This window comes from Providencia sp. PROV255, assembly GCF_028478065.1.
GTDB classification, from domain to species: Bacteria; Pseudomonadota; Gammaproteobacteria; order Enterobacterales; family Enterobacteriaceae; genus Providencia; species Providencia rettgeri.
Genome location: NZ_JAMPMI010000003.1, coordinates 197,728 through 223,695 on the forward strand (window position 1 = coordinate 197,728; position 25,968 = coordinate 223,695).

At 38.1% G+C, this 25,968-nt stretch carries 24 protein-coding genes; 16 read left to right on the forward strand and 8 right to left on the reverse strand.

All coding sequences use genetic code 11. The annotated features are described in order from the left end of the window. Positions 1-8: 8 nt before the first annotated feature. On the forward strand, positions 9-665 hold the full coding sequence (gene narL / locus PR725_RS02330) for a two-component system response regulator NarL (protein ID WP_004907776.1): 657 nt from the start codon (positions 9-11) through the stop codon (positions 663-665). Positions 666-677: 12 nt separating this feature from the next. Here the strand turns inward: narL and PR725_RS02335 are convergent, their stop codons facing one another. From PR725_RS02335 to PR725_RS02365, 7 genes are all read right to left on the reverse strand, one after another. Continuing rightward, on the reverse strand, positions 678-1,832 hold the full coding sequence (locus tag PR725_RS02335) for a CdaR family transcriptional regulator (RefSeq protein WP_004907773.1): 1,155 nt from the start codon (positions 1,830-1,832) through the stop codon (positions 678-680). Between the two features lie 14 nt (positions 1,833-1,846). Beyond that, on the reverse strand, positions 1,847-3,022 hold the full coding sequence (locus PR725_RS02340; RefSeq protein ID WP_123382221.1) for a glycerate kinase: 1,176 nt from the start codon (positions 3,020-3,022) through the stop codon (positions 1,847-1,849). 33 nt (positions 3,023-3,055) lie between these two features. Further along, positions 3,056-4,396, reverse strand: a complete 1,341-nt coding sequence (locus PR725_RS02345) for an MFS transporter (protein ID WP_123382220.1) — start codon at positions 4,394-4,396, stop codon at positions 3,056-3,058. A gap of 123 nt (positions 4,397-4,519) precedes the next feature. Beyond that, the gene (locus PR725_RS02350) at positions 4,520-5,704 is read right to left on the reverse strand and encodes a thiolase family protein (protein WP_109912755.1); all 1,185 of its coding nucleotides are present in this window, start codon (positions 5,702-5,704) and stop codon (positions 4,520-4,522) included. A gap of 9 nt (positions 5,705-5,713) precedes the next feature. After that, a complete protein-coding gene (fabG, locus tag PR725_RS02355) occupies positions 5,714-6,451 on the reverse strand; it encodes a 3-oxoacyl-ACP reductase FabG (protein ID WP_272567403.1) in 738 nt (245 codons plus the stop codon). 26 nt (positions 6,452-6,477) lie between these two features. Next, the gene (locus PR725_RS02360) at positions 6,478-8,046 is read right to left on the reverse strand and encodes an acyl CoA:acetate/3-ketoacid CoA transferase (RefSeq protein ID WP_272567405.1); all 1,569 of its coding nucleotides are present in this window, start codon (positions 8,044-8,046) and stop codon (positions 6,478-6,480) included. Between the two features lie 67 nt (positions 8,047-8,113). Then, entirely contained in the window at positions 8,114-9,631 is a 1,518-nt protein-coding gene (locus tag PR725_RS02365; RefSeq protein WP_117162604.1) for a class I adenylate-forming enzyme family protein, read from the reverse strand. Positions 9,632-10,128: 497 nt separating this feature from the next. On the opposite strand from PR725_RS02365, the gene yghU reads away from it, so the two are divergent. From yghU to PR725_RS02430, 13 genes are all read left to right on the forward strand, one after another. Beyond that, positions 10,129-10,968, forward strand: a complete 840-nt coding sequence (yghU, locus tag PR725_RS02370; RefSeq protein ID WP_272567407.1) for a glutathione-dependent disulfide-bond oxidoreductase — start codon at positions 10,129-10,131, stop codon at positions 10,966-10,968. Positions 10,969-11,554: 586 nt separating this feature from the next. Then, positions 11,555-11,821, forward strand: coding sequence for a helix-turn-helix domain-containing protein (locus tag PR725_RS02375; protein ID WP_109912759.1), 267 nt, complete (start codon positions 11,555-11,557; stop codon positions 11,819-11,821). A gap of 38 nt (positions 11,822-11,859) precedes the next feature. Next, positions 11,860-12,123, forward strand: coding sequence for a helix-turn-helix domain-containing protein (locus PR725_RS02380; protein ID WP_272567411.1), 264 nt, complete (start codon positions 11,860-11,862; stop codon positions 12,121-12,123). 136 nt (positions 12,124-12,259) lie between these two features. Continuing rightward, the gene (locus PR725_RS02385; RefSeq protein WP_109912761.1) at positions 12,260-12,796 is read left to right on the forward strand and encodes a fimbrial protein; all 537 of its coding nucleotides are present in this window, start codon (positions 12,260-12,262) and stop codon (positions 12,794-12,796) included. A gap of 131 nt (positions 12,797-12,927) precedes the next feature. Further along, positions 12,928-13,401 (forward strand): fimbrial protein, encoded by a 474-nt coding sequence (locus tag PR725_RS02390; protein WP_228367289.1) that lies wholly within the window; start codon positions 12,928-12,930, stop codon positions 13,399-13,401. Positions 13,402-13,490: 89 nt separating this feature from the next. Beyond that, the gene (locus PR725_RS02395) at positions 13,491-16,013 is read left to right on the forward strand and encodes an outer membrane usher protein (protein WP_162598846.1); all 2,523 of its coding nucleotides are present in this window, start codon (positions 13,491-13,493) and stop codon (positions 16,011-16,013) included. 105 nt (positions 16,014-16,118) lie between these two features. Further along, a complete protein-coding gene (locus PR725_RS02400) occupies positions 16,119-16,907 on the forward strand; it encodes a fimbria/pilus periplasmic chaperone (protein ID WP_109912762.1) in 789 nt (262 codons plus the stop codon). 30 nt (positions 16,908-16,937) lie between these two features. Then, positions 16,938-17,540 carry a fimbrial protein gene (locus tag PR725_RS02405; protein ID WP_110731624.1) on the forward strand — a complete coding sequence of 201 codons (603 nt, stop codon included), beginning with the start codon at positions 16,938-16,940 and terminating at the stop codon, positions 17,538-17,540. 9 nt (positions 17,541-17,549) lie between these two features. Then, positions 17,550-18,065 (forward strand): fimbrial protein, encoded by a 516-nt coding sequence (locus PR725_RS02410; RefSeq protein ID WP_227024196.1) that lies wholly within the window; start codon positions 17,550-17,552, stop codon positions 18,063-18,065. A gap of 13 nt (positions 18,066-18,078) precedes the next feature. After that, positions 18,079-18,561: a fimbrial protein gene (locus PR725_RS02415; RefSeq protein WP_227024195.1), complete on the forward strand. Its 483-nt coding sequence runs from the start codon at positions 18,079-18,081 to the stop codon at positions 18,559-18,561. Beyond that, positions 18,561-19,076, forward strand: coding sequence for a fimbrial protein (locus PR725_RS02420; RefSeq protein WP_110731623.1), 516 nt, complete (start codon positions 18,561-18,563; stop codon positions 19,074-19,076). Before PR725_RS02415 ends, PR725_RS02420 begins: the two co-directional genes overlap by 1 nt. Before the next feature lie 77 nt (positions 19,077-19,153). Next, positions 19,154-19,618: a fimbrial protein gene (locus tag PR725_RS02425; RefSeq protein ID WP_227024194.1), complete on the forward strand. Its 465-nt coding sequence runs from the start codon at positions 19,154-19,156 to the stop codon at positions 19,616-19,618. 38 nt (positions 19,619-19,656) lie between these two features. Beyond that, positions 19,657-20,502, forward strand: a complete 846-nt coding sequence (locus PR725_RS02430) for a hypothetical protein (RefSeq protein ID WP_109912767.1) — start codon at positions 19,657-19,659, stop codon at positions 20,500-20,502. A 133-nt stretch (positions 20,503-20,635) separates the two neighbouring features. Here PR725_RS02430 and PR725_RS02435 read toward each other — a convergent pair whose 3' ends face one another. Further along, the gene (locus PR725_RS02435) at positions 20,636-22,378 is read right to left on the reverse strand and encodes a lysophospholipid acyltransferase family protein (RefSeq protein ID WP_272567420.1); all 1,743 of its coding nucleotides are present in this window, start codon (positions 22,376-22,378) and stop codon (positions 20,636-20,638) included. A 580-nt stretch (positions 22,379-22,958) separates the two neighbouring features. On the opposite strand from PR725_RS02435, the gene PR725_RS02440 reads away from it, so the two are divergent. Both PR725_RS02440 and PR725_RS02445 read left to right on the forward strand, forming a co-directional pair. Continuing rightward, entirely contained in the window at positions 22,959-24,365 is a 1,407-nt protein-coding gene (locus tag PR725_RS02440) for a cytochrome-c peroxidase (protein ID WP_272567422.1), read from the forward strand. A 308-nt stretch (positions 24,366-24,673) separates the two neighbouring features. After that, positions 24,674-25,945 (forward strand): nucleoside permease, encoded by a 1,272-nt coding sequence (locus tag PR725_RS02445; protein WP_004907714.1) that lies wholly within the window; start codon positions 24,674-24,676, stop codon positions 25,943-25,945. Positions 25,946-25,968 lie beyond the last annotated feature (23 nt).

Consider the following 25,968-nt stretch of genomic DNA (forward strand, 5'->3'; position numbering starts at 1 on the left):
ACTCATTAATGAAAAATGAAAATAAACTAACTGGGCAATCCACCATTTTACTGATTGATGACCACCCGATGCTACGTAACGGAGTTAAACAATTAATTAGTTTAGAACCCACATTAAAAGTAATTGGTGAAGCAGACGATGGAATAACGGGTATTAAAATTGCTGAAGAGCAAGACCCCGATTTAATCCTATTAGATCTCAATATGCCGGGTATGAATGGCTTTGAAGTACTCGATAGTTTACGTAGCCGCGAACTTTCAGGCCGTATTATCTTATTTACAGTATCCAATTACGGTGAAGACTTAATTAATGCATTAAAACGAGGTGCTGATGGCTATTTACTGAAAGACATGGAACCCGAAAAATTAATTATTGCATTAAAAGAAGCAGCAAGTGGTAAAATGGTCGTTAGCCCAACGCTCGCCTCTATTTTAGCTGAATCCTTAAGAGATAACCGAGCCTCTACAGAGCATAATTTATCGGCATTAACCCCAAGAGAAACCCATATCTTAGATTTAATCTCTCAGGGGCTATCAAATAAGATGATTGCTAATAAATTACAAATCACAGAGAGCACCGTCAAAGTCCATGTCAAACACCTACTAAAGAAACTCAATTTAAAATCACGCGTTGAAGCGGCTATTTGGGTTTTACAACAAAAGTAATGACACTGCACCTTAACTTAATGCATCAAGCCATGGCTGTTGTTTTGGGTAACGTCGACGATAGCCATGCATAGCAACAGATAATTGAATCAGATCCGTAAACCTTGTCGGGTCCAAACTGGTTTGCTTTTTAATTTGCTGTAACCGATAACTTAATGTATTTCTGTGAATGCCTAATTGCTGTGCGGTACTGCCTATTTCCCCATTTTGCGATAGGAATAACTCAAGGGTTTCAATTAAAATATCCCCCGAATCATGCAACAATATTTTATGGCAAATATCCAAAAAGAAATTAAATAGATAGCTATTTTCCAATTCATTAAAGAGGCATAAAGATGCCATTTCTTTAAATAGAAAAACTTGTTTATCGGGCACAGTTAGCCGGCCAACTTCAATGACTGAACGTGCGAAATGAACGGCATCCCTCACATGTTCCTGCGTATCTGCCTGGACACCAACACCAATATAATATTGGCTAAGCTGGCTATCTAGAATGAAATGAAGATTAGGAATAAATGATTCATTTTGATAATGAGTTGATGGAAATAGCATCAAAATTTCGCGGCTATTAAGCAATAACACATCACTTTTTTCCATGGCTGATAATTCAGTAATGATCGTATCGAGTATTTCAGGACGATACTGAATAGCTTCAATATTAATAATCACAGGAATAGTCGGTAAAGTGAATGCAAAACCAGAGTTATGCAGTTTGAGTAACGCACTGCGCCCCTGTGCTTGCGTTGTACTTTCTATAAACTGGACAAATAACATATCTCGCAAACGGTGCTGCCAGTTAATACTACGCCGCTCAATTTCTTGTTGAATTAGCAGCTCAGCCGTCAGTATGGCAAGCTCAGCATAACGCTGGATCACAACAGGGTCACCACTCACCCCAATGACTAATTCCACTTTATCTGCCACAACAATCGGATGGTTTATCCCCGGAGCTACATTCGAATAAGCTCGTGCTTCATTTTCATTGTAAATAGTGATCCGTTTGCCGCAGCGAATCACTTCCACTGCGGCTTCATGAATTTCACCAATACGCTTTTTTTCCCCTGAGGCGATAATCACGCCCTGACTATTAATCACATTGACGTTGTGATGGATAATCCCCATTGCACGCGTGACAATATCATTGGCTAATTTTTCAGTCAGTAGCATCTTACCGCCTCACTTTAGGGTTTTATTTGCTTATTCGGATTCGCTAGTACGGTTCGCAGCAAATTTTCTGCTGTATCTGCCAAGTAACGCTCACCATTTGTCATGGCTTGCTCAAGGGAAATCGGCCCAGGGCACAATGACCACATTGCGCTAATACCATGTTGATATAGGATACGGCTATCTTCACTGTATCCTCCGCAAAGCGCAATAACAGGCACACCATAATGACTGGCCATACGAGCCACTCCCACAGGAGCCTTACCGTTCGCACTTTGGCTATCAAGCCGCCCTTCTCCTACAATGACTAAGTCCGCTTGTTGAATATAGGATTTCGCACCAAGGAGCCCCAAAACGAGATCGATTCCTTTTTCGAGCTTTGCCGAAACAAACCAACGAAGCCCCGCACCTAATCCACCCGCAGCGCCACTGCCCGCCTCCAGCGAAACATCTTTTCCCGTTATTGCTGACATTAATTTCGCATAGTGAGCCATTCCCATTTCAAGCTGATCAAGTGTGGCTTTGTCCGCTCCCTTTTGAGGACCATAAATATAAGTCGCGCCGTTATTGCCTAATAAAGGGTTTTCAACATCGCAAGAAACATTAAATTCAACCTTAGCGGCTCGCGAGTCAAATTTATCAAAATTAATCTTTGCAATATTAATGAGGTCTTTACCGCAAATTGGCGCCTCAATAAGCTGAGAATTTTTATCATAAAACAAAGCACCTAATGCTTGAGCAAACCCTGCACCACCATCATTAGTTGCACTTCCTCCTATCCCTATGACAATACGAGAGCAACCCATATCGAGTGCATGCTTGACCATTTCCCCCAAACCATAAGTCGAGGCATTTTCAACGCGACGGTGCTCGCGTTGAACTAATTCCAGCCCACAGCATTGTGCCATTTCAATAAAAGCAGTTTTTTCCTCCAGCACTAATAATCCTGCATCAACCTTACTACCATAAGGTCCAGTACAGCTAAAAATATAAGGTGTTACACCAGAAAGCGCCGGGCTATGTTCCAGTGACTCCAACAAACCTTCTCCGCCATCAGATATGGGTAATAACGTCATATCTAACGTCATATCTAATTCAGAGGATACACGCTTGAAACCCTCAGCAACGGCTTGACATGCTAACCTTGCAGAACAACTTCCCTTAAAGGAATCAAGTGCGATAACAATTTTCATGCAGACTTTCCTATTGTAAATGGCGATGTTGAATTATTTGCTTTCCTCTGAAGCCGATACTTGTAATGGTTGAGGTTCGCTCATACCGTTAGTATTCACTCGTGAAGCAATAATCGTTCCGATAACTAACAAACCGACACCAAACCATAATCCAGAAGTCGCTGTTCCAGTGTAATCCTCAAAAAAACCAAGAATAAACGGGCCGAGGAAACCACCAAATAATCCTAAGCAGTTCAATAATGCTAAACTTCCCGCCAGCATACTGCCACTCATATAAGTGGGTGGAAGAGAGAAAATAATCGATTGAACCACAAAAAACATAAATGCAGTCAAGCAAAAGCCTATTAAGCCGACAACTGGGCCTCCCAGTGCACCTATCACTAATCCAACCGCCATCACGGCATAACCTGAAATTAAAATACGTGATGAACGACGCGGTGTATTGGCTTTTCTCGCCACAAAAATGCCACCAATTGCAGCTGAAATCCAAGGGATCGCCGTTAATAAGCCAATTTGAATCGGTGTCAGTTTGCCATACTCACCTATAATAGTAGGCAAAAAGTAACTTAAACCATAGACGGAGAACTGGTGAGTAAAATAGATAGCAACAATCATCATAAAGGCTTTATTTTTAAATGCCGCCTTAAGTGAGAATTTACTATTACTCACACTAATGCTGTTTTTATCTTGGTCGTGTTTATATTTAATATAATTCCGATCATCCTCATCTAACCATTTCGCATCTTCCGGTTTATTCGGCAACACAAACCACACAACAAATGCGAGGATCACCGCGGGTAAACCTTCAATAACAAACATCCATTGCCAACCATGGAAACCTAATAAGCCATCCATACTCAGCAATAAGCCACTTAGCGGTGCTCCAATAATATTCGCAAGACAGACCCCAAGTAAAAATAACCCCGTTGCTTTAGCTCGTTCCTCTTGGCTAAACCAATATGTCATATATAAAATAACCCCGGGATATAAACCCGCTTCAGCTGCTCCCAGTAATAACCGTAAGATATAAAAAGAAGTCGGCCCTGTCACAAATGCCATCGCCGCAGATAATAACCCCCACGTGATCATGATCCGCGTGATCCAAAAACGCGCGCCTACTTTTTCCATGATCAAATTACTTGGGATCTCAAGAATTGAGTAGGTTAGGAAAAAAAGCCCTGCTCCGATACCAAATGCGGTTGCAGATAATCCTAAATCAATCGACATCGCATTTTTTGCCATGCCAATATTCGTTCGGTCAATAAAGCTAATAATGTACGCTAAAATCAACAACGGCATCAGGTTACGGTATATCTTTGCGTTGGTTTTTTTCCCCTGAGCCGCATAATCTAACTTTGCATTTGTAGAAAACATAGATAAGATCCTCATGTTGTAGTGAAACAGGTACGGCTCTTGGTTCTAAGTGACCCATACCTGTAGCTTTTACTTCAGCAACAGCCCGACGCCCCACGTCGGGCTTTCTGCTTGCAGTTTTTCTTATTCTCTTTCGAACAACATTGAAATCCCTTGGCCACCACCAATACACATCGTGACTAACCCGGTGGCAACCTGACGGCGTTCCATTTCATACATTAACTTCACGGGCAAAATAGCCCCACTGGCACCCACTGGGTGACCCAAAGCAATTGCGCCACCATTCACATTCACCTTAGTGCTATCAAGAGATAAATCATTCATAACTGCGATAGCTTGTGCCGCAAATGCTTCATTTAGCTCAATTAAGTCAATGTCTTTTACATTCATCTTGAGCTTTTCCATGAGTCGGCGCGTCGCTGGTGCAGGCCCAAAGCCCATAATGGCCGCTTCACAACCCGCTACTGCCCAATCGACCACTTTCATTTTTGGTTTCAGCCCACGTTTTTCTGCTTCTTCACGTCGCATCATCACTAATGCCGCAGCGCCATCATTAATCCCTGACGAGTTTGCCGCCGTGATCACACCGTCGGCTTTAAATGCAGGGCGCAACTTAGCCAATTTGTCACGTGGTGTATCACGTGGATGTTCATCGGTATCAAAAATACGTGTGCCTTTACGGCCTTCCGGTATTTCTACTGGCAATATCTGGTCAGCAAAATAACCCGCTTGAATCGCTTTTAACGCTTTTTGCTGGCTGTCCCATGCAAAATCGTCCATCTCTTCGCGGGTAATATTGAACTGTTCTGCAACGTTTTCTGCAGTCATTCCGTTGTGATAAGGGCCTTCTGGCCAAGTTAGGATGGACGTTAATCCATCCTCGAGCACATCATTCCCCATGCGGTAGCCATAACGCGCTTTGCGTAAGTAGTACGGCAGCATCGTCATATTTTCTGTACCGCATGCCACCACAACATCGGATTGACCAGTCTGCAGTAACATCATGCCATCGGCTAAAGCTTGTAACCCGGAACCACATTGGCGGTTAACCGAATATGCTGTAGTTTCTTTTGGTAGCCCAGCTCGCAGCTGGCAAATACGGGCGATAAAACCACTTTCTGCAATTTGCCCAACATTACCCACAATGACTTCATCGACATCTTCGGGAGCAATTCCAGCTCTTTTCACGGCTTCACGGATAACCGCGGCCCCAAGGTCGTGCTGATGCGTATTTGCAAAGCTTCCTCCCATCGTGCCAATTGCTGTTCTCACACCACTGACAATGACAATATCATTCGCTTGTTTCATTATTTCCCCCTATAACACCATTCCGCCGCCAACATTGATCACTTCCCCATTGATATAACGCGCTTTATCAGAGGCTAAGAATGCAACACATTGGCCGACATCACGTGGATCGCCAGCAAAACCCGCAGGGATCTTGCTAATCATGATGTCCCAAACTTTTTCAGGTACACCACGAGTCATATCTGTATCAATAAATCCTGGGCAAATCGCATTTACTGTGACACCTTTACGGGCTAGTTCACGGCAAGCCGTTTTAGTCAGACCAATAACCCCAGCTTTGGACGCGGCATAGTTGGCTTGCCCAACATTCCCAAGCCAACTCGCCGAGGAAATATTGACAATTCGGCCACTTCCTTGCTCACGCATTAATTTTGCCGCTTCTTGCATGCAGTTAAATGTCCCTTTCAGATTGATATCAATCACTTTGTCCCAATCATCTTCCGTTAATTTATGCAGCATGCCATCTCGGTTGATCCCCGCATTATTCACCAGTACATCAATCGCCCCAAAATGTGCTAATGCGTTAGAAAATAAGGCATTCACCTCTTCACGTTTATCAATGTCGCAAGGAATGAAAATGGCTTGATGGCCTTGTTCTTGTAGCTGTTTTGCACTTTCTTCACCTGATGACATGGCTAAATCAGAAATAACAACTTTTGCCCCTTCTTCTGCAAGTACCTGAGCAATCGCAAAACCAATACCTCTTGCAGAACCCGTCACAATGGCAACTTTATCTTTTACTAACATGGATAAATTCCTCTTTAATATTGAAACTACAAATACGAAATCAGACCAAAAGGCGCCTCTTCAAATAATGAAGAGTCCATCACTTTCAGATCAGCCGAAATTTCAGGTACGAAGTCCATATGGGCAAGAATGTCACGCTCTAGGTCAATACCGGGGGCAATTTCAACCAGTACTGGTGTTTTCCCCCCTAAAGTGAACACCGCACGCTCCGTGACAAAATGCATGGTTTGGTTGATATTTCGTGCGACATCCGCATTCCATGAAATTTGCCGTACTTGGTTAACTAACTTTCTAATATCCCCTTCCCGCACAATAGTTAATTGCCCATTTTCACAACGAATATCTAACCCTTTTGCCGTGAACGTCGAGCAAAACACTACGTGCCGAGCATTTTGGGTAATATCAATAAACCCACCTGCACCAGGGCAAATATTGCCTAACAATGTCGCATTGACATGACCACTGGCATCCATTTCCCCTGCGCCCATATAGGTGATATCAACGCCTGCCCCGTTGTAGTACAACATTTGGTCTTGGTGACTAATCATCGCTGACAAGTTACGGCCTATGCCAAAATCAATACCGCCGGCTTGAACGCCCCCCCAGATCCCTGACTCCACGGTAATATCAACCCGCTTGGTTGCATTTTCTTCCTGAATAATTGAACCAATAACATCGTTTGGAATTCCCGTTCCTAAATTAATCACACAGTTTTCATATAGATAACGGCATGCAATTCGCCCAATCAATTTGCGAATATCTAAAGGTAATGGCGTAGTTTGTTGGATAGGCGTACGAATATCACCGCATAGCGTTGGGTCAAAAAACCAGCTTGAGGATTGGCGATGGTCTTCTTCAGGGTTATCACACACGACAATGTGGTCAATAAAGCTGGCGGGAACCGTGACACGCTTAGGATGTAAAGTCCCTTCTTCAACACAATACTTCACTTGTGCAATTACTTTGGCACCAAAGCGTTTAGCAGCCAGTACCGCATGTAAAACTTCTAACGCCATGGCTTCTTCATCGGTGGTGAGGTTACCTTTACTATCCGCATGGGTTCCTCTGATCACCACCACATCTAAAGGAATTTCTGGGTACCATAACCATTCTTCCCCTTTGAAATTCACTTTTTCAACTAAAGGAGGAAGCGCCAACGTTTTAACGTTCATCCTCCCGCCTTCAAGATCAGGGTCGATAAATGTCCCTAACCCCACTTTGGATAAGCGTCCTGGTAAGCCTGCGGCCATTGCGCCATATAAATGCACCATTTGCCCTTGCGGAAGACAATACGCTTCGACTTGATTGTCATTAATCATCTGCATCCATCTAGGCGCTAACCCCCAATGAGAACCAATAATCCGTTTCACCATTCCTTCATGGGCAAAGTGTTGATTCCCGCGAATACGGTTACATTGCCCAGCCGCATGAACGAGAGTTAATTGATTTGGTACGCCCTCGGATAAAAAACGTTGTTCAATTGCCGATAAAATAGATTCAGCAGCACTGGTTAATGTCATTCCCACAGTACAAATTGTATCGCCATTATTAATTAATTTAGCGGCATCTTGTTTAGAAATAAATTTATTATTCATGATAAAACCTACCTGAAGGCTAATATTTCATAGCCCCTTTTTGATTAATTAAAAACTAATTTAGATTTTAGTTATTTAAAGAGTAATAGCGTAATTTCAAATCTTTCTTACTTATTTTCCCATTCCAAGTTCTAGGGAAATTACGTGTAAACATAATTCTTACTGGAACTTTATACGTTGGCACTCTATCTTTTAACCATTCAATAATTTCTTTACTGGTTAAACATACTTGGTTCTCAGGAATAATAAATGCAATGGGTTCTTCGCCATATATTGTACTTTCAATTGGAATGACCGCGACCTCATTAACGCCTGGGTAATTAGAAATCAAATCTTCGATTTCAATAGAATATATTTTTTCTCCACCACGGTTAATCATGTCTTTAATTCGATCTTGAATATAAAGGAAACCATCATCATCCCTATAACCAATATCGCCGGTAAAAAACCAACCATCATTAAACGACGTGCTATTCGCAGGGCTATCAGGCCAATAACGTTGGATAACAACATCCCCCTTAACCCAGATATTGCCAGTACTGTTAGCAGGTTTATCTTCACCTTTATCATCTCTTATGGCCACCTGTAACCCAGGAACCGGAGTGCCTGAGCTCGCCTTTTTATCACTGTACCGAATATCTTCACGAAATACGGTGGCTGGGGATGATGTCTCTGTCAAACCATAAATAGAATGAATGGATGTTTTAGCGAATAGATAAGAAAGCTCTTTAATCGTGCCTTCATTCAAATGACCTGCACCACAAGCAATCATTTTTAATGAATTAAATCTTTCCAGATTAATACTTTTATTTTCTTTTATTTTTTGAATTAATAATATAAACACAGTTGGAGAACCATGTAAGAATGTGATTTTTTCTTTTGCAATTGTTGAAATAATATCTTTTGCATTAAATTTCTTTTGAAGATAAACCGTCCCACCAATATGAATAAATAACGCTAAAATAGCAGAAAGCCCAGTAATATGATAAATCGGTACTGCTAAAATTGTTTTATCGTGTTCAGATAACTTTAATGTTTCCTGATAGGCATATACTGCAGACAATATATTCTTGTGTGTGATCACCGCACCTTTTGGTGCACCTGTTGTACCCGAAGTAAATATCACAACCGCGGGGTCTTCCTCATTAACTTGGTTGGTAAAGTTAATTTCTTCAGTAAGTATTAGATTACGCCACTGAGAAAGACTCATCCCTTTTGTACTGAACTGAGCTAACCATGGTTGATATGTGTCATCCCAAAAAATAGCATCCGCATTAATACAAGATAAATGCTCTTTGCCTTCAAACTCTTTCATTTTAGTACTTAAAGGAATGACCTGAATGCCCAGCCCTACAGCAGCATAAAATAATTGGCAAAATTCAATCGTATTTCCCCAGCCGAGTACTATCCGATCACTTTTTTTCAACTGTGCGGCTGTAGTTAGCCACAACATTGTTTGGTTTACTTTCTCAAGTAATTGGTGATAACTCCAACTTTGCTCTTCAAATACAATCGCAACAGCGTCTGGCTGCACTTTTGCTCTTTGTAATAAGCTTTGGTAGATGTTTGAATTTGGCGCAAGCATGGACACACTCCGATACACCTGAATATGACTGATATGCTATCAATGTATAAAATACACTCCAGCAAATTAGTGCCAATCTTCACAAATTATTCACACCCTTTTTTTATTTGAATTAGTGATCTGCACAACGAATTTGTTAACAATTTTGTTACTTACGTCTTATTTTAAGCGCTGGTTTTTATTGAACATGAAGATATTTACCTTTTGTTATTATCTAACCATTCAAAATGCATATTAATTTCGATGAATAACTCAACTATGATTGTGCGTATAAACAATGACCCCCAGACTAAAAAGTCGCTCAGCAGTAATACTTAACTCATCTGCTTATCCTCTATATGTTCTTGCACTCTGTGCTATTTAGCCCTCTCACCAAACCAAATACGATAAAAACAGTGGAGAATTCACTAGAGATTGCTACAGTGTAAGACCTTCATAATGAAAAAATTGATGAGAAAAAAAATCGCCACCTTTGCAAACGGTTAAGGAGATAACTCATGGCAAACACCCCCTATATTCCCCCAAAAGTCTGGCAATGGGAGCAAGGTAACGGCGGAAAATTCGCCAATATTAATCGTCCAGTTTCCGGTGCAACTCACGAAAAATCTTTACCTATAGGTAAGCACCCACTACAGCTATATTCCTTAGGAACGCCGAACGGGCAAAAAGTCACTATCATGTTAGAGGAGTTATTAGCCCTTGGCATTAAAGAGGTAGAATATGACGCTTGGTTAATTAACATTGGTGAAGGCGACCAATTTAGTTCTGGTTTTGTTGAAATTAACCCTAACTCAAAAATTCCCGCTTTAGTCGACAGAAGCGGCAAGGAGCCTATCCGAGTATTTGAGTCAGGCTCGATTCTGACCTATTTAGCCGAAAAATTTTCTGCTTTTTTACCCACAACTCAGCCGGAACGAGCTGAAACCTTATCCTGGTTATTTTGGCAAATGGGCTCAGCACCTTTTGCTGGTGGCGGTTTTGGGCATTTTTATGCCTACGCACCTGAAAAGTTTGAATACCCAATTAACCGCTTTGCCATGGAAACTAAACGTCAATTAGATGTGTTAGACAAGCGTTTAGCAGAACATAAATATGTTGCAGGGGAAAACTACAGCATCGCTGATATCGCCATCTGGCCATGGTACGGTGCATTAGTGAAAGGTTGGCTTTATGATGCCGCAGAATTTCTATCTGTCCATGAATATAAAAATGTTATTCGTTGGGCTGATGAAGTCTATGCACGCCCAGCAGTACAGCGAGGTCGCCGGGTTAATCGCCTACAAGGTGACCCTGCACAACAAGTACGCGAACGCCACGATGCGAGTGATATAAGCTAGTTATTAAGTTTATTACCATTACCAATACTGAGATTTATCGATTTTAAGTCTCAGTATTCCCCAACTAGCACAGTATTATTCCCCTAAAACCAAATACCCTTGGTTAAAGTCACAACTGTTTAAATAACATATCCCCATTAAAATATCTAAATATGAAGGTAATAAATCACATTCAGATAGTCTTATTTATACAATTAATACTAATTCTATTAGTATCCCTCCAAAAATAATGTTCCAAAATGAACAGAAATATCTTAATAAATGCAAAATTCACAACCATTTTAGTAAGAATAATCTTATATTGATATTTTGTTTCAAAAAAAATCATATTAACAATATGTTATAAAAATAACCATTCAATTGATAATGTTTTTTATTTTTATTTAAGATTCAAGCTATTAAACAAGTCATTATTAGAGCATCACTTATTTAGCTTGTAATTAGATACATGTATTGTAATTAATCGATTTTATCGATTTAGCATACTGATTATTTATATTTAGAAAATACCTTTATCAAGAGTAATCTATATTCACAAATTAAACAGCAATCCAAAAATTGAAATTTAAATTGGTATCCTAATAAAATGAAGGACTCTATTTTTACTTGCTTAACTGTTTTAGAAAACAAAAAAAACATTACGCATATAGTTGCCAAGAATATTGGTAAAAAAATTAAATTGCTAAGATCAGAATATCAGTTAAGTGGATCTGATTTAGCCAGAATTATAGGTATATCTCAACAACAATTATCACGTTACGAAAATGGCCTTAGTGATATATCAACATCTAAAATCATGTTGATATCCGTGTATTTTAAGGTAGATGTCTGTTACTTCTTTAAAAAAGATTAACTCATCATATTTTCAATCCTCACATTTAGGTAAAGCAAATGAATGATGAAGAAAATATAAATATAAAATTAGGATATTTAATAAAAAGATTGAGAAAGAAAAAAGGAATTAGTGGAGCTGAATTAGCAAAAAAACTAAATGTAAGTCAACAACAAGTATCAAGATATGAGCGAGGAGCAACAAAACTAAGTTTTGAAAAATTAATCGAGTTAACAATCCATATTGACCTAGATTTATCTAAATTAAAGTCAGAAATTGAAAAAGAAATCTTATATATCAATGATTCAAGAGCATTATTGTAATATTCAATGACAAACGAAATTATTATTAATTAATAGCAATTAACTCTGATTGTTATTAATTAATCTCACTATGAAATTAACATAATGAGATTAACAATAATCATATTTATATATTTAACAGTAAAGGAAAAGATTGATGAAAATCAAAAGTATTGCAATGGCAACCTTATTAGTTTTAGGCGGCGCTTCTGCAGCAAATGCGGCTGACCAAGGCCACGGTAAAGTTACTTTTAAAGGTGCGATTATTGAAGCACCATGTTCAATTGCACCAGAAAGTATTGACCAAACAATTGAATTAGGCCAAATCTCTAATATGGCTTTAGCCGATGGCGGAAAATCATCACCTAAGGCATTTGAGATCGCACTACAAAACTGTAACGTTAGCAGCTTAACTAAAGGTGTTCAATTAACCTTTACTGGTGCATCTGCTGCATTCGATGAAGATAATAAAACGTTAGGTATTGTAGGTACAGGTAGTGGTGCAGGCGTTCAAATCACTAGCGGTAACGGTGAAGTTGTTACGATTAATACAGCAACGCCATTCCAACAAATTCAGGATGGTAGTAACACATTACAATTCTCTGCATACCTGAAAGGTAATGGTGGTGATGTTTCAACTATTACTGCTGGTGAATTCAGTTCCGTAGCAGACTTCACTTTATCTTACGAATAAAATTAGCCACCTTCTAATTTTAACCTAAAAACACATGGATAGGTTTTTAGGTTCATTGGGCATAATGATAGAGCGAAAATATGCTATATAAATTTTCATGGTTGACATTCATTCTATTATTAGGAACTAGTTTGTCATCATATTGTTCGGCTGAATCATTAATTACAATGAATGGAAGTATTATTGAGACCGCCTGTTCTATTGATATAAGTAGCAGAGATCAAACCATTGAAATGGGAAGCTTATCTATATCGCAAATGATTCGTGATGGCCAAAGTAACAAAAAAAAATTTTCAATAAAATTAATTAATTGTGTACTCGAAAGAACTGAAACAAAAAAACCAAACTGGCAATATTTTACAGTAACATTTGATGGAGTTCATGATGGTAATTTGTTTACTGTCAATGGACAAGCAGAAGGGTTTGGCATTGAAATTAGTAGTGCTGATGGTGAAGTCGTTTATCCAGGAAAGGTAATGTCATCGCAAGAATTAACTGATGGCAATCGTGATTTAAATTACAACCTACGATTAATAAGAAATAATAAAGTTTTAGAACCAGGTAATTACTTTAGTCTAATAAAGTATAAATTAGATTATGAGTAATATCGAAAATAACGCTGTCCACATGAACATTTTTCCAAATAGGAGACACCTTCTCTTATTATAAATGAGTTTGAATAAGGTCAAGTATAATGGCGCATCATAAAATCCATATTAAATTATCATCAGCTAATCGATTATATATATTAGCTGGCATGATAACTATCATCTGTAATACTGGATTCGCCTCTACTAATATAGAATTTAATACAGATATTTTAGATATAAATGATCGTGCTAATATTGATCTAAGCCGTTTCTCTAAAACTGGTTATTTTATGCCAGGAGAATACACTTTTAGTGTTCATGTAAACAAGAATATATTATCTGAGCAAAGTATTTTTTATTATAACTCAGATGAAGATATTGATGACAGTAAAGTATGTTTAGATCCCAGCTTAGTTGATAAGTTTGGACTAAAGCCCAAAATATTATCATCGTTGACCTGGTGGCATAATGACTCCTGCCTAGATTTAAACAGCTTATCTGGTGCAACTACAAAGGCCGATTTATCGACATCAACGCTATATATTAATATTCCTCAAGCCTATTTAGAATATACAGCAGATAATTGGGATCCACCCACTCGTTGGGAAGATGGTATATCGGGAGCTTTATTTGATTACAATCTAAACGCGCAAGCGAATCAACAGATACGTAGTCACCAAAGTACAAGCTATACCACTAATGGTAACGGAGTGGCAGGAATAAATTTAGGTCCATGGAGATTCAGAGCTGATTGGCAAACGCGGTTTGAGAAGCGTCCATCTTCTGAGTCAACACATTCTTTTGATTGGAATCGTTTTTATATTTTTCGGGATATCAAATCATTAGGAGCAAAGCTAACATTTGGTGAATCTTATTTAAATTCCGATATTTTCGACAGTTTTAGATTCACAGGGCTCAGTTTAGTTACTGATATTAATATGTTGCCCCCCAATTTAAGGGGATATGCTCCTGAAGTTACAGGAGTGGCCAATAGTAATGCAACCGTTATTATTAGCCAACAAGGCCGCACTATTTACCAAACTCAAGTTGCTGCTGGCCCCTTTCGCATTCAAGATCTCAATGATGCTTTATCGGGTGAATTAGATGTAAGAGTAGAGGAACAAAATGGTAAAACGCAAACTTTTACAGTAAATACCTCGAGTATTCCCTACCTTACTCGACCAGGGCAAGTTCGTTATAAAATTGCTGCAGGGCGACCTAGTGATTCCAATCATCGAATTAATGGTGATAATTTCGCTAGCGGCGAGTATTCGTGGGGAATTAATAATGGTTGGTCTTTATATGGTGGCACGATTGCTTCACAAAAATATATCTCAGCAACGTTGGGAATTGGTCGCGATCTCATGCAATTTGGAGCTCTTTCATTTGATGCGACAAGAACACATGCAAAAATTAAAGAAATCACTTCAAATAACGAAACGAGTTATAACGGAAACTCTTATAGATTGAGTTATTCAAAGCGTTTTGAATATTTTAACAGCCAAGTTACCTTTGCGGGTTATCGTTTTTCAGAAAAAGACTTTATGAGTATGTCTGAATACCTCAATGCAAAAATGAGTGGCGTTCGACAATATAATAGCAAAGAGATGTATACCATTTCTTATAATCAACAGTTTAGCGACAGTGGATTGAGCACATACTTAAATTTTTACCACCAGACATATTGGAATCAACCCGATAATAACCGCTATAGTTTATCATTAGCTAAATATTTTGATCTCGGAAAATTTAAAAATTTAAGCGTTAACTTGACAGCATTCCGTACTAGCTACCAAAACACAAATGATGATGGCGTTTATATTGCGTTATCTGTGCCTTGGGGTGAAACCTCTACAGTCAGTTTTAACAGTAGCTGGGATAAAAGTAATACAACGCAGAATATAAATTATTATGACCGCATTAATGAGCGTAGTAACTACCAAATTAATACTGGGGTCGCACGGTCAGGAGCAATTATTGGCGGGTACTATACATATCAAGGTGATATGGCTCAGGTTAATGCAAATGCGACATACCAACAGAATCGTTACCGTTCCGCCGGGCTATCAATACAAGGTGGATTAACGGCAACACAACATGGGGTAGCACTCCATAGAAGTAACCAATTGGGTGCTTCGCGTGTTTTTGTTGACACCAGTGGTGTCCCGAACATCCCTTTGCGTGGTAATGGAATTGTGACACGGTCAAATTATTTTGGCAAAGCTGTCATTGCTGATGTTAATAGCTATTACCGTAGCAATATTAATGTGGATTTGAATCTTTTACCTAATAAGGCAGAAATTACCCATTCTGTAAAACAAGGGACATTGACAGAAGGCGCTATTGGCTATCGCCAGTTTGATGTTATAACAGGTAACAGCGCAATGGCGACTATTCGTTTATCGGATAATAGTGCTCCTCCATTTGGCGCTATTGTATTAAATGCACGTAAACAGCAAGTTGGAATAATTAGTGATGAAGGTAGCGTTTATTTATCAGGTTTAAATCCTAAAGAAAAATTGAATATTTCTTGGGATAATGAAATACAGTGCAATATAACATTACCGGATAGTGTTTCATCAGAAATAAATTTAGCAAATACATTACTATTACCATGTATAAAATAACATTTCACACATGTCATTATAAAACCATTAATGCTAGTTATTTAAACCAATAAAGTAAGCAATAATATATTTTATCAAATTAAACTTAAAGAGATTATATCGTTTATGAAAAAATTAAATATAAATAAAAAGGATACCCATCCTAACCAAAAATTAGTTAATAGTTATAAAGTTATATTGGCAGCTATTTTTTTGATGAGTATATCGACAGCAAATGCGGCTATCTCCTTAGATCGCACTCGTGCAATTATTAATGGTAATGAGAAATCGATTAGCCTGAATATTAGTAATGAAAATAAAACATTACCTTATCTTGCTCAAGGTTGGATTGAAAATGCACAGGGTGAAAAAATTAATGATCCATTTACTGTTTTACCTCCAGTACAACGTGTTGAGCCTGGAGATAAAAGTCAAATAAGAATTCAACCCTTAGCTAGCATAGAAAAATTACCGCAAGATATTGAGTCAGTATATTATTTTAATTTACGTGAGATTCCACCGAGAAGTGATAAAGCAAATACGTTGCAACTTGCATTACAAACACGAATAAAACTTTTTTATAGGCCAACACCTATCATTCCAACTAAGAATGATATCGATAACCCATGGCAAGAAAAATTGGTTTTAAAACAGCAAGGCGGCAAATATATTGCATTTAATCCGACGCCTTATTATATAACCATTATTGATGCAGCAAAGAAAATTAAAGGTGATACCGTAAAAGGCTTCGAGCCAATTATGATCGCTCCCAAAAATAGCCAGCCGTTAGGTGTCGATGTTGCAACATTAGGTAATACCCCAGTACTAACATATATCAATGACTATGGTGGCCGTCCTAATCTTAGTTTTAACTGCCAAGCAAATGAATGCAAGGTATCTCCAAGTAATAAATAATCTATCTATCAAATAGTAATAGAGGAAGGTATGAGTAAAATAGTGAGTTATAGCGCTCCTTTAATAGGGATTATTTTCAGTACACTTGCCTTTCAGACATTAGCTACTGATATTGGTAAAGTTGATAATTGGGATGTTGATGGTGCCAATGGTGTTTTACAGGTTAGAGGTGTGCTTACCGAAAGTGCATGTAGATTAGCCACGCAATCTGCATTTCAAACAGTAGATTTGGGCACAAATAGTTCTTCAGCATTTAAATTTCTAGGGCATAAAGGCACACCTGTTCCTTTTAATATTCAATTAGAAGATTGTTTAAGGAGTGAAAGTCGTAATCATGATCAACAAGGTAATATAACTTGGAGCTCTGACATACCAGCCGTAAGAATTCGTTTTCTTGCTGTATCAGATAATACAGATAGCAAATTAATAAAAGTAAATGGTGCTGAAGGCATTGCTCTTGAGTTAAATGATGAAAATTTTAAAAAAATTAAACCAGGTGTTTTTACTAGGCCAAAACTATTATCAATGGGCAATAATAAATTAACCTATTACATTACTCCGGTGAGAATTAATAGTCATTTTAATGCTGGTAACTATCAAGCAAATATAAGATTCCAATTAGTCTATGACTAGGATAAAAATATGAAACCATCATATCAATACCTATTATTTAAATCGCAAGTTTTTATTAGCATTATTTCTATATTAATATGTTTTAATACAGCCAGCGCTTCAATGGCTTCTATTGGTTTAACAATTACAGTCATAGAACCCCCTAATTGTAGTTTTGTAGGAGGAAATACATTAAATGTTGACTTTGGCGATGTCCAGCAAGATTTAATCGATGGGGCATCATATAAAAAAACGAATGTTAACTACAATTTACAATGCACAAATTTATCTACTAATCTATTAAAAATGAAATTGAGTTGGACTAACTTTAGAGTTAATGGTGTTGATGCAATAAAAACGAATAGAGATAACCTTGGTATCGCCATTTATCAAGATAATAATATAGTATCCAACAATTCAAATATTCATTTTATTTATGGTGCTATGCCCTCTATTTATGCTGTTCCCATAAAACCAAGTGGTTCAATGCTAAGTGACGCTGGGGATTTTAATGCAGAAATGATTATGACAATTGAATATCAATAAATTAAGAGCCAATATGAAAATTAAATTTTTATATATATTAATAGTTTTTAGTGCTTTTTCTTATTCATCTTCACTCACTGTGGAGTTTAATGGAAATCTAATTATCACGCCTCCTGAATGCATTTTAAATAACAGTCAAAAATCAATGATTCATTTTGGAGATATCTTATTAAGCAGGATTGATGGAGTAAATTATAAACATAAATTACCTTTTGAATTAACTTGCACTAATTTAGCCATGAATAACCTAACGTTAAGTATTCAAGGTGACCCTAGTAATTTTAATAATGGCATTCTCAAGACCAGTAACCCAAAGCTAGGATTAAGCTTCTATATTAATGGTATAAAACAAGATATTAATAAAAAAATAAATTTTAATTATTTAGAATTACCATCATTAGAGGTTAGTCCTGTACAAAATGTTGCAACAAGTTTTGATGGTTCCGATGGCGGAGATTTCACTGCACTAGCAACTCTTAATGTGGACTATCAATAATGAAAAACAACTCAATAAATAATAAAATTCAGTATCAGATATGTTGTTTTCTTTTAATATTCTTAGCAAATATAACCTATGCTAATTGGGGATTTGATGGTTCGTTAATTATACCGCCAAAATGTCGATTAAGTCATAGCGATCCTATCAAAGTTTCATTTGGTAAAGTCGGTGTTAATAAGGTTGATGGAATACACTATAAGGAAAAAATTCCTTATGAACTTATTTGCGATGGCGATCTAACACAACCTTGGAATATCTCTTTAACATTATCTGGTATAGCAGCAGGTGCAGGTTTTGATGATGCAACACTGCAAGTTAAATCTGATCAAAATGGAAATAATGTAGGTATCCAAATTCAAAAGGATGGACAACCTATCACTTTAAATAAAGCATTTGTAATTGATCAAAAGACATTACCCGCTTTATCCGCTGTTATTGTCAAAAAAGCAGGAACTAAACTTATTGGAGACACATTCAATGCTACAGCGACATTAACCATTACATTTCAATAGGAATTATGATGTTCTCGACAATAAAATATTATAATTTATTATTTTTAACAGTATTTATATGCTACTCCTTACCATCTATGGCCGAAACAATTAATTTTGATGGTATATTTGTTGAAGATACTTGTGACCTATATCCCGGAGATGAACTAATTACATTAGATTTCGGAACAATCGCAGATAAATATCTTTATTTAAATAGCCGCACGCTAAGTGAATCATTTAGTATTCGATTAATTAACTGTGACTTATCTTTAGGTCGTGAAATTAATGCTTCATTTAATGGCAATGAAAACTCTTTTTTACCTGGATATCTTGCACTAGACCCAGCAAGCCAAGCTAATGGTATTGCTATTGGTTTAGAAACAGATACTGGAGAAAAAATCGATATAAACAAAAAAGATCACACACAAAAATTGTCAGCAGGTAATAACGAAATAAAACTTAAAGCCTTTATCCAAGGAGAGCATTCTGCATTAGCAAATAAAACAATTTCATATGGAACATTTATATCAACGTTAACATTCTTTTTAGAATACAACTAAAAGTATAAAAGCTACATTTAAATCATAGGTATTCAAAAATGAAAATCTCAGCAATAATTCGCGATTATAAAGCTACAGTAATAAAAATAATTTTTATTACTGTATCAATCTTTATTTATAATATAAATGCTTATTCTGTAAGTTGGGGCGCATTTACTCAAAGAAATGGTAATGATGTTACTATTCAATGGGGATGGCCTAATGAAGATAGCAATAGTGTAATTTGCTTTAATCCATCAGGTTGTGTTGTAACCGTTGGCCCATATGATTACCGGGGATCTAGCGCTGATCCTAAAACATTTGGAGGTATAAATTTACCCTATGGCATGCAACAAAAAGTCATCATCCGCAATAATGGGACGGCACTGGATGCTTTTAATGCTTGGAAACTACAATACGGCACCGCCAATACACAAACAGTTACTGGCATGTGGGGTAATTATCCAAATACAGACTTCTCATCGGTTTGTTACGGGTTCCAAGTTTTTCAAATCTCAACTTGGGGAACTTCTTATGGCACTTTATTGCCTAGTGCTGCCTGTGGGGTAGTACCGCCATCAAACACTTCTTGTAATTTTAGCTTCCCTACGAGTATTGATCTGGGTTCCGCAGTTAGTGGCCAAAATGGCTCTTGGTCTGGAGAAGCTACAGGGGCTTTTAGCTGCACCAATATTGTTGATATAAGGGCTAGCTTATTAGCTACTCCCTATTTAAGTAATCTTCCTGTTGATATTTCAGTCAATCAAGTTTCACTGGATATCAATAATAAGAGCGTTGCTAGAGGGCAAATAGCACCACTTAATTTTAAGGCAACCACAACAGGTAAGTTCACATCTGCAGGTAAGTTTAACGCTAATGCAGTTATTTTGTTTTCTTTCAATTAGCAAACACATTACTAATATGAATGTTAAATAAATAAAGCACAGCAAGAACTGCCAATAATAACTTTATTAACTGATAGTTACCTATAAAAGCAAAGCCGTTCCTGTACCTTAATGGCCCAATAGTGAAAGAGGGTTAGTCCCCCTCTTCCACTTGCCCTTTATACTCTTCTTGTGAAACCAAATGTACCCCTATATATCGCTGATAACGTGCGGGTTTTAATTTGGTTAAGTCCACCAGTACCAAGCCATCGATACAATCATTGAATGCGGGGTCTGTACCGAAATCCATAAACTGTACGCCACCCGGCTCGCATAATTCAGTATATTGCTTATAAAGCGTCGGAATTGAACAGCCAATGTTATTGAGTAAGCTTTTCAATTTAACTAAATCTTCGTGGTAATTGCCCCCTGAAAATTGGGCTAATACCTGTGGCAAAGAAGCTGGATACGGCTGATGTGACTGTGCAATGCTGTGTTGCGCCGAAAAATAGAGCCGATAAAAAGTAATCAGTAAGTCACGCGCCGCAATCGGCATTGAGCCAGACATAGATACAGGACCAAAAAGATAGCGATATTGTGGGTATTTCGCCAAATACGCGCCAATACCTAACCATAAATAATCTAAACCCCGTTTTCCCCAATATTTAGGCTGAATAAAGCTCCGACCAAGCTCAATACCTTGCGCTAATATTGGCATCATGGCTTGGTCATAATGAAATAAGCTAGAGCTGTAAATACCCTGCAAACCTTTGGTCTCAATTTGCTTTTTAGTGGGTATAAACCGATAAGCCCCTACAATATCAAGTTCACTTTCATCCCATAATACCAGATGATAATAATCGTTATCATAGCTGTCTAAATCACGGCGCTTACCTGAGCCTTCCCCTACAGCACGAAATGCAATTTCGCGTAATCGCCCTATTTCTCGCAAAATCGGCGACCTTACTTCTTGGTTTCGGTGATAAAGGTAAATCGCTTTCCCATCAGGGGATGTTCCTAGCCGCTCACATGCCACCAACGCTTTTTTTAATTCAATTCTGTCTTCTGGTAAAGCAATTGGTGATTCGCTGGTAAATAGCCCTTCCTTACCTTTTCCCAACAAATAGACATGGCGACGAAAGCGCCCTGCTAGCTCATGAGCCGCTGTATGGCCATCATGCCAATGAATAAATGGGATGCTGCCACCAATACGAATTTTTAATCTTTTTCCTCGCTGCTTAAACATTTCCCTGACTAACATTAAAGTCGATAACGGCTTGTAAACCAACGAGGTTAAATAGAATAAATGGCTATTTCGCCCTTGAATATGAATGGGGACAATAGGTGCTCTGGCCTTTGCGGCTAAACGCAAAAAACCTGTACGCCAGTGGCCATCACGAACCCCTTTACGGCCAAACCGAGAGACTTCACCCGCAGGAAACACAATTAATGCCCCTTGTTTGTCCAAATGCCGTTGTATTGCTTCAACTTGCTGCCGACTGGTTCGGTTATTCATGTTGTCCACTGAAATAAATAAGCTTTTTAGTGGCTCTATATAATTGAGGAACTGATTTGCCACGATTTTGACATCAGGACGAACGGCAGCAACTGCACGTAATAGTGCAAGACCATCGAGTAAGCCTATCGGGTGGTTAGCAACTAAGACAACAGGACCTTGAGTTGGAATATTTTCTAAGTCTCCCTCAACCATTTCGCAAGAAATATCAAAGAACTCCATGATTTGTTCAATAAGATCCAAGCCCTTTAAGTGCGGATAATCTTGGGCAAATTGGTGAAATTCTTGTTCAAACAGCAGCTTTTTTAATAAACGACGTTTCCATTTGCCTGGTGTTTGATGAGGAAAAATATCGTGCAGCAGGGTATCGACACTAAACATAATGCTATCTCCTAACTGAGTTACGACGAACTTAAGTCAGACTCATAACAACAATATGTTTATTTTATGACAAAATGGTGAAAGCACAAAAATGATGATGTAGATCATTACTTTTCATTTACTAATATTATAGTTATCTAAAATCAATAATTTTTCCGAATATTGCTTTCTTGAATAATTTATATTTTACTCATTTTATAATATGCATTTATTCCACAACAATTAAAAAAGTATAAAACTAAATTTTTTGATTAGTTTTACTTAATTTATTTGAATAATTCAGAATTTATTATTTATAAATACCCACCAATTAAATTGAACTAAAAATTTATTACAATAAGATCAGAAACAAACAATACCCTTTAAATTCAATTAAATAAAAATTAATTATAAGTTTAATTTTTAACTTTTTTCTTATTGATAGGCAAATCTTATTTCAGCAATTGCTTAAACCGATGGCCATCATTGATAAAAATCAAGAACCTCTCGACCTTATTTATACATGATAGTCCGGCTGTAGAATTATATTAATTAAAAAATATTTAAATATATTTGACCGCAATCTTTCAAGGATAGTGTAATGAAAAAACTTACTCGCATTACGGTCGCTGTCATATTTTTGCTTTTACTCGGTTATTTTGGGTTATCTGGATATGTGTGGTATCACGATAATCAACGAAGAGAAAATAATGACATTCAGACATCTAAAATTGCAGAAAATAATCAAGTTCTCAAATTCTTCGCTGAAAAGGGATGCGATTACTGTCACACGCCGTCAACTGATTTACCTGCCTACGCATCGTTCCCCATTGCTAAGCAACTGATGGAATACGATATTCAGCTAGGTTATAAATCATTCAACCTTGAGGCTGCTCGCGCTGCACTCATCGCAGGAGAACCTGTACCACAAAGTGAATTAAATAAAATTGAGTGGGTTATGCAGAACCATACCATGCCGCCAACTCGTTATGTTGCACTTCATTGGGCAAGTAGCGTCAGTGATGAAGAGCGTAATAGCCTTTTGAATTGGATAGCTAAACAGCGAGAAGAGCACTATGCCAGCCAAGATACCGCTGCTGAGCACCGTAACGAACCAATTCAACCAATTCCAAAATCACTGGATGTTGATGATGCAAAAGTCGCATTAGGTTTCCGCTTGTATCATGATGCGCGCCTGTCAGGGGATAGCACGATTTCTTGTGCGCACTGCCACGCACTCAATGCAGGTGGTGTTGATGGCCGTAAAACATCAATTGGTGTTGGTGGCGCAGTAGGCCCAATCAATGCGCCAACGGTGTTTAACTCTGTATTTAATGTCGAGCAATTTTGGGATGGTAGAGCGCCTGATTTACAAGCGCAAGCCGGTGGCCCACCATTAAATCCTATCGAAATGGCATCAAAATCATGGGATGAAATCATTGAAAAATTGGATAAAGACCCTGTCTTAAAACAAGATTTTAATGCAGTTTACCCAGAAGGGTTTACGGGTGACACCATCACAGATGCGATTGCTGAGTTCGAAAAAACCTTAATCACCCCAGACTCTCCGTTTGATAATTGGTTAAGAGGCGACAAAACTGCATTAACCGCACAACAGCTCCATGGTTACCAGTTATTTAAAGAGAACAAATGTGCAACCTGCCATGGTGGCGTGATCTTAGGTGGTCGTTCCTTCGAACCTCTGGGCCTGAAAAAAAACTATGAGTTCGGTGAAATTACCGCACAAGATATTGGTCGCATGAATGTCACCTCTGATGAGCGCGATAAGTTACGCCAAAAAGTCCCAACACTGAGAAATGTTGAATTAACCGCGCCATACTTCCACCGTGGAGATGTGGCTACCTTAGATGAAGCAGTGAAACTGATGCTGCGTTATCAAGTCGGTAAAGAACTGCCACAAAAAGATGTCGATGATATTGTTGCCTTTCTTGAAAGCTTAACGGGTGTGTATACACCGTATGTACAACAAGGTGAATCACAACAGTAAATATCAATAGCTAATTGATATGAAAAACCAATAGCACCGCTCAAATAATAGCGGTGCTATTTTTTTATTTAAACTGCCGTATAGGCTACCTACAACCCCGACTTAACCTATATTCAAAGCAATTCACGTTATCGCGTATCTATTTCCCACTGTGTTATTACTTAAACGATCCCAGTTTCCCAATTTATACGAAACAATGTTAACTAGCTCAAAGTTTTCATTGAATGGTATTTAAAAGGTATTATTAAGTGGTATTGTCATTGCTGTACCCTACAATACCTATAATTAGCCGTATAAAGGAATGAAAGATGAAAAAAACAACAGCAAAACTCTCATTCATGATGTTCATTGAATGGTTTATATGGGGGGCTTGGTTTGTTCCCTTATGGCTATTTTTGAATAAAAGTGGCTTCACCCCTTCTCAAATAGCATGGTCTTACGCCTGTACAGCCATTGCTGCAATTATCTCTCCCATCCTTGTAGGCTCAATTACTGACCGATTTTTTGCCGCGCAAAAAGTCCTGGCGGTACTGATGTTTGCAGGGGCAGTCTTTATGTTTTTCGCAGCTCAGCAAACTGAATTTTCTAGCTTTTTCCCTCTACTCTTGGCGTATGCATTGACTTATATGCCAACCATTGCGCTCACCAATAGTATCGCTTTTTCCAATGTGGAAGATGTGGAACGTGACTATCCTCGTATTCGTGTAATGGGGACTATCGGCTGGATTGCATCAGGCATTGCATGTGGATTTTTACCTTCCATGATGGGCTTTGGTGATATTTCTGCGACTAATATCCCGCTCTTAGTGACAGCCGCTAGCTCCGCTTTACTGGGCTTTTTTACCTATTTCTTGCCAGACACCCCACCAAAAGGAACTGGCAAAATGAGTATTAAAGTCATGCTCGGATTGGATGCCATTGTGCTGTTAAGAGACCGTAATTTCTTAGTATTTTTCGTGTGTTCATTCCTCTTCGCCATGCCTTTAGCTTTTTACTATATTTTTGCTAACGGCTACCTTACTGAAGTTGGGATGAAAAATGCCACCGGATGGATGACCTTGGGGCAATTCTCTGAAATCTTCTTCATGCTTGCTTTGCCCTTCTTTACTAAACGTTTTGGTATCAAAAAGGTATTACTTCTTGGTTTAATCACTGCAGCTATCCGTTATGCTTTCTTTATCTATGGCGATGCAGACCACCTATTCACCTACGGATTACTCTTCCTCGGTATTTTATTACACGGTGTTAGCTACGATTTTTACTATGTCACCGCATATATTTATGTCGACAAAAAGACGCCTGTGCATATGCGAACAGCGGCTCAAGGCTTAATTACTCTCTGTTGCCAAGGCTTTGGTAGCTTACTGGGTTATAGCCTAGGTGGGCAAATGATGGAAAAACTTTTTTCTTACGGTGAACCTGTCAACGGCCAGACCTTTAACTGGGCCGGTATGTGGGGCTTCGGCGCTGCTATGATCGTCGTAATCACGGTTGTTTTCATGTTGATGTTTAAAGAGTCGAGCCGTGATATTCAAGAAATTGATATTAATAAAAGTGGCATAAAACCCACATCCAATTAGTTAAGCAATCATTAATTAAACGC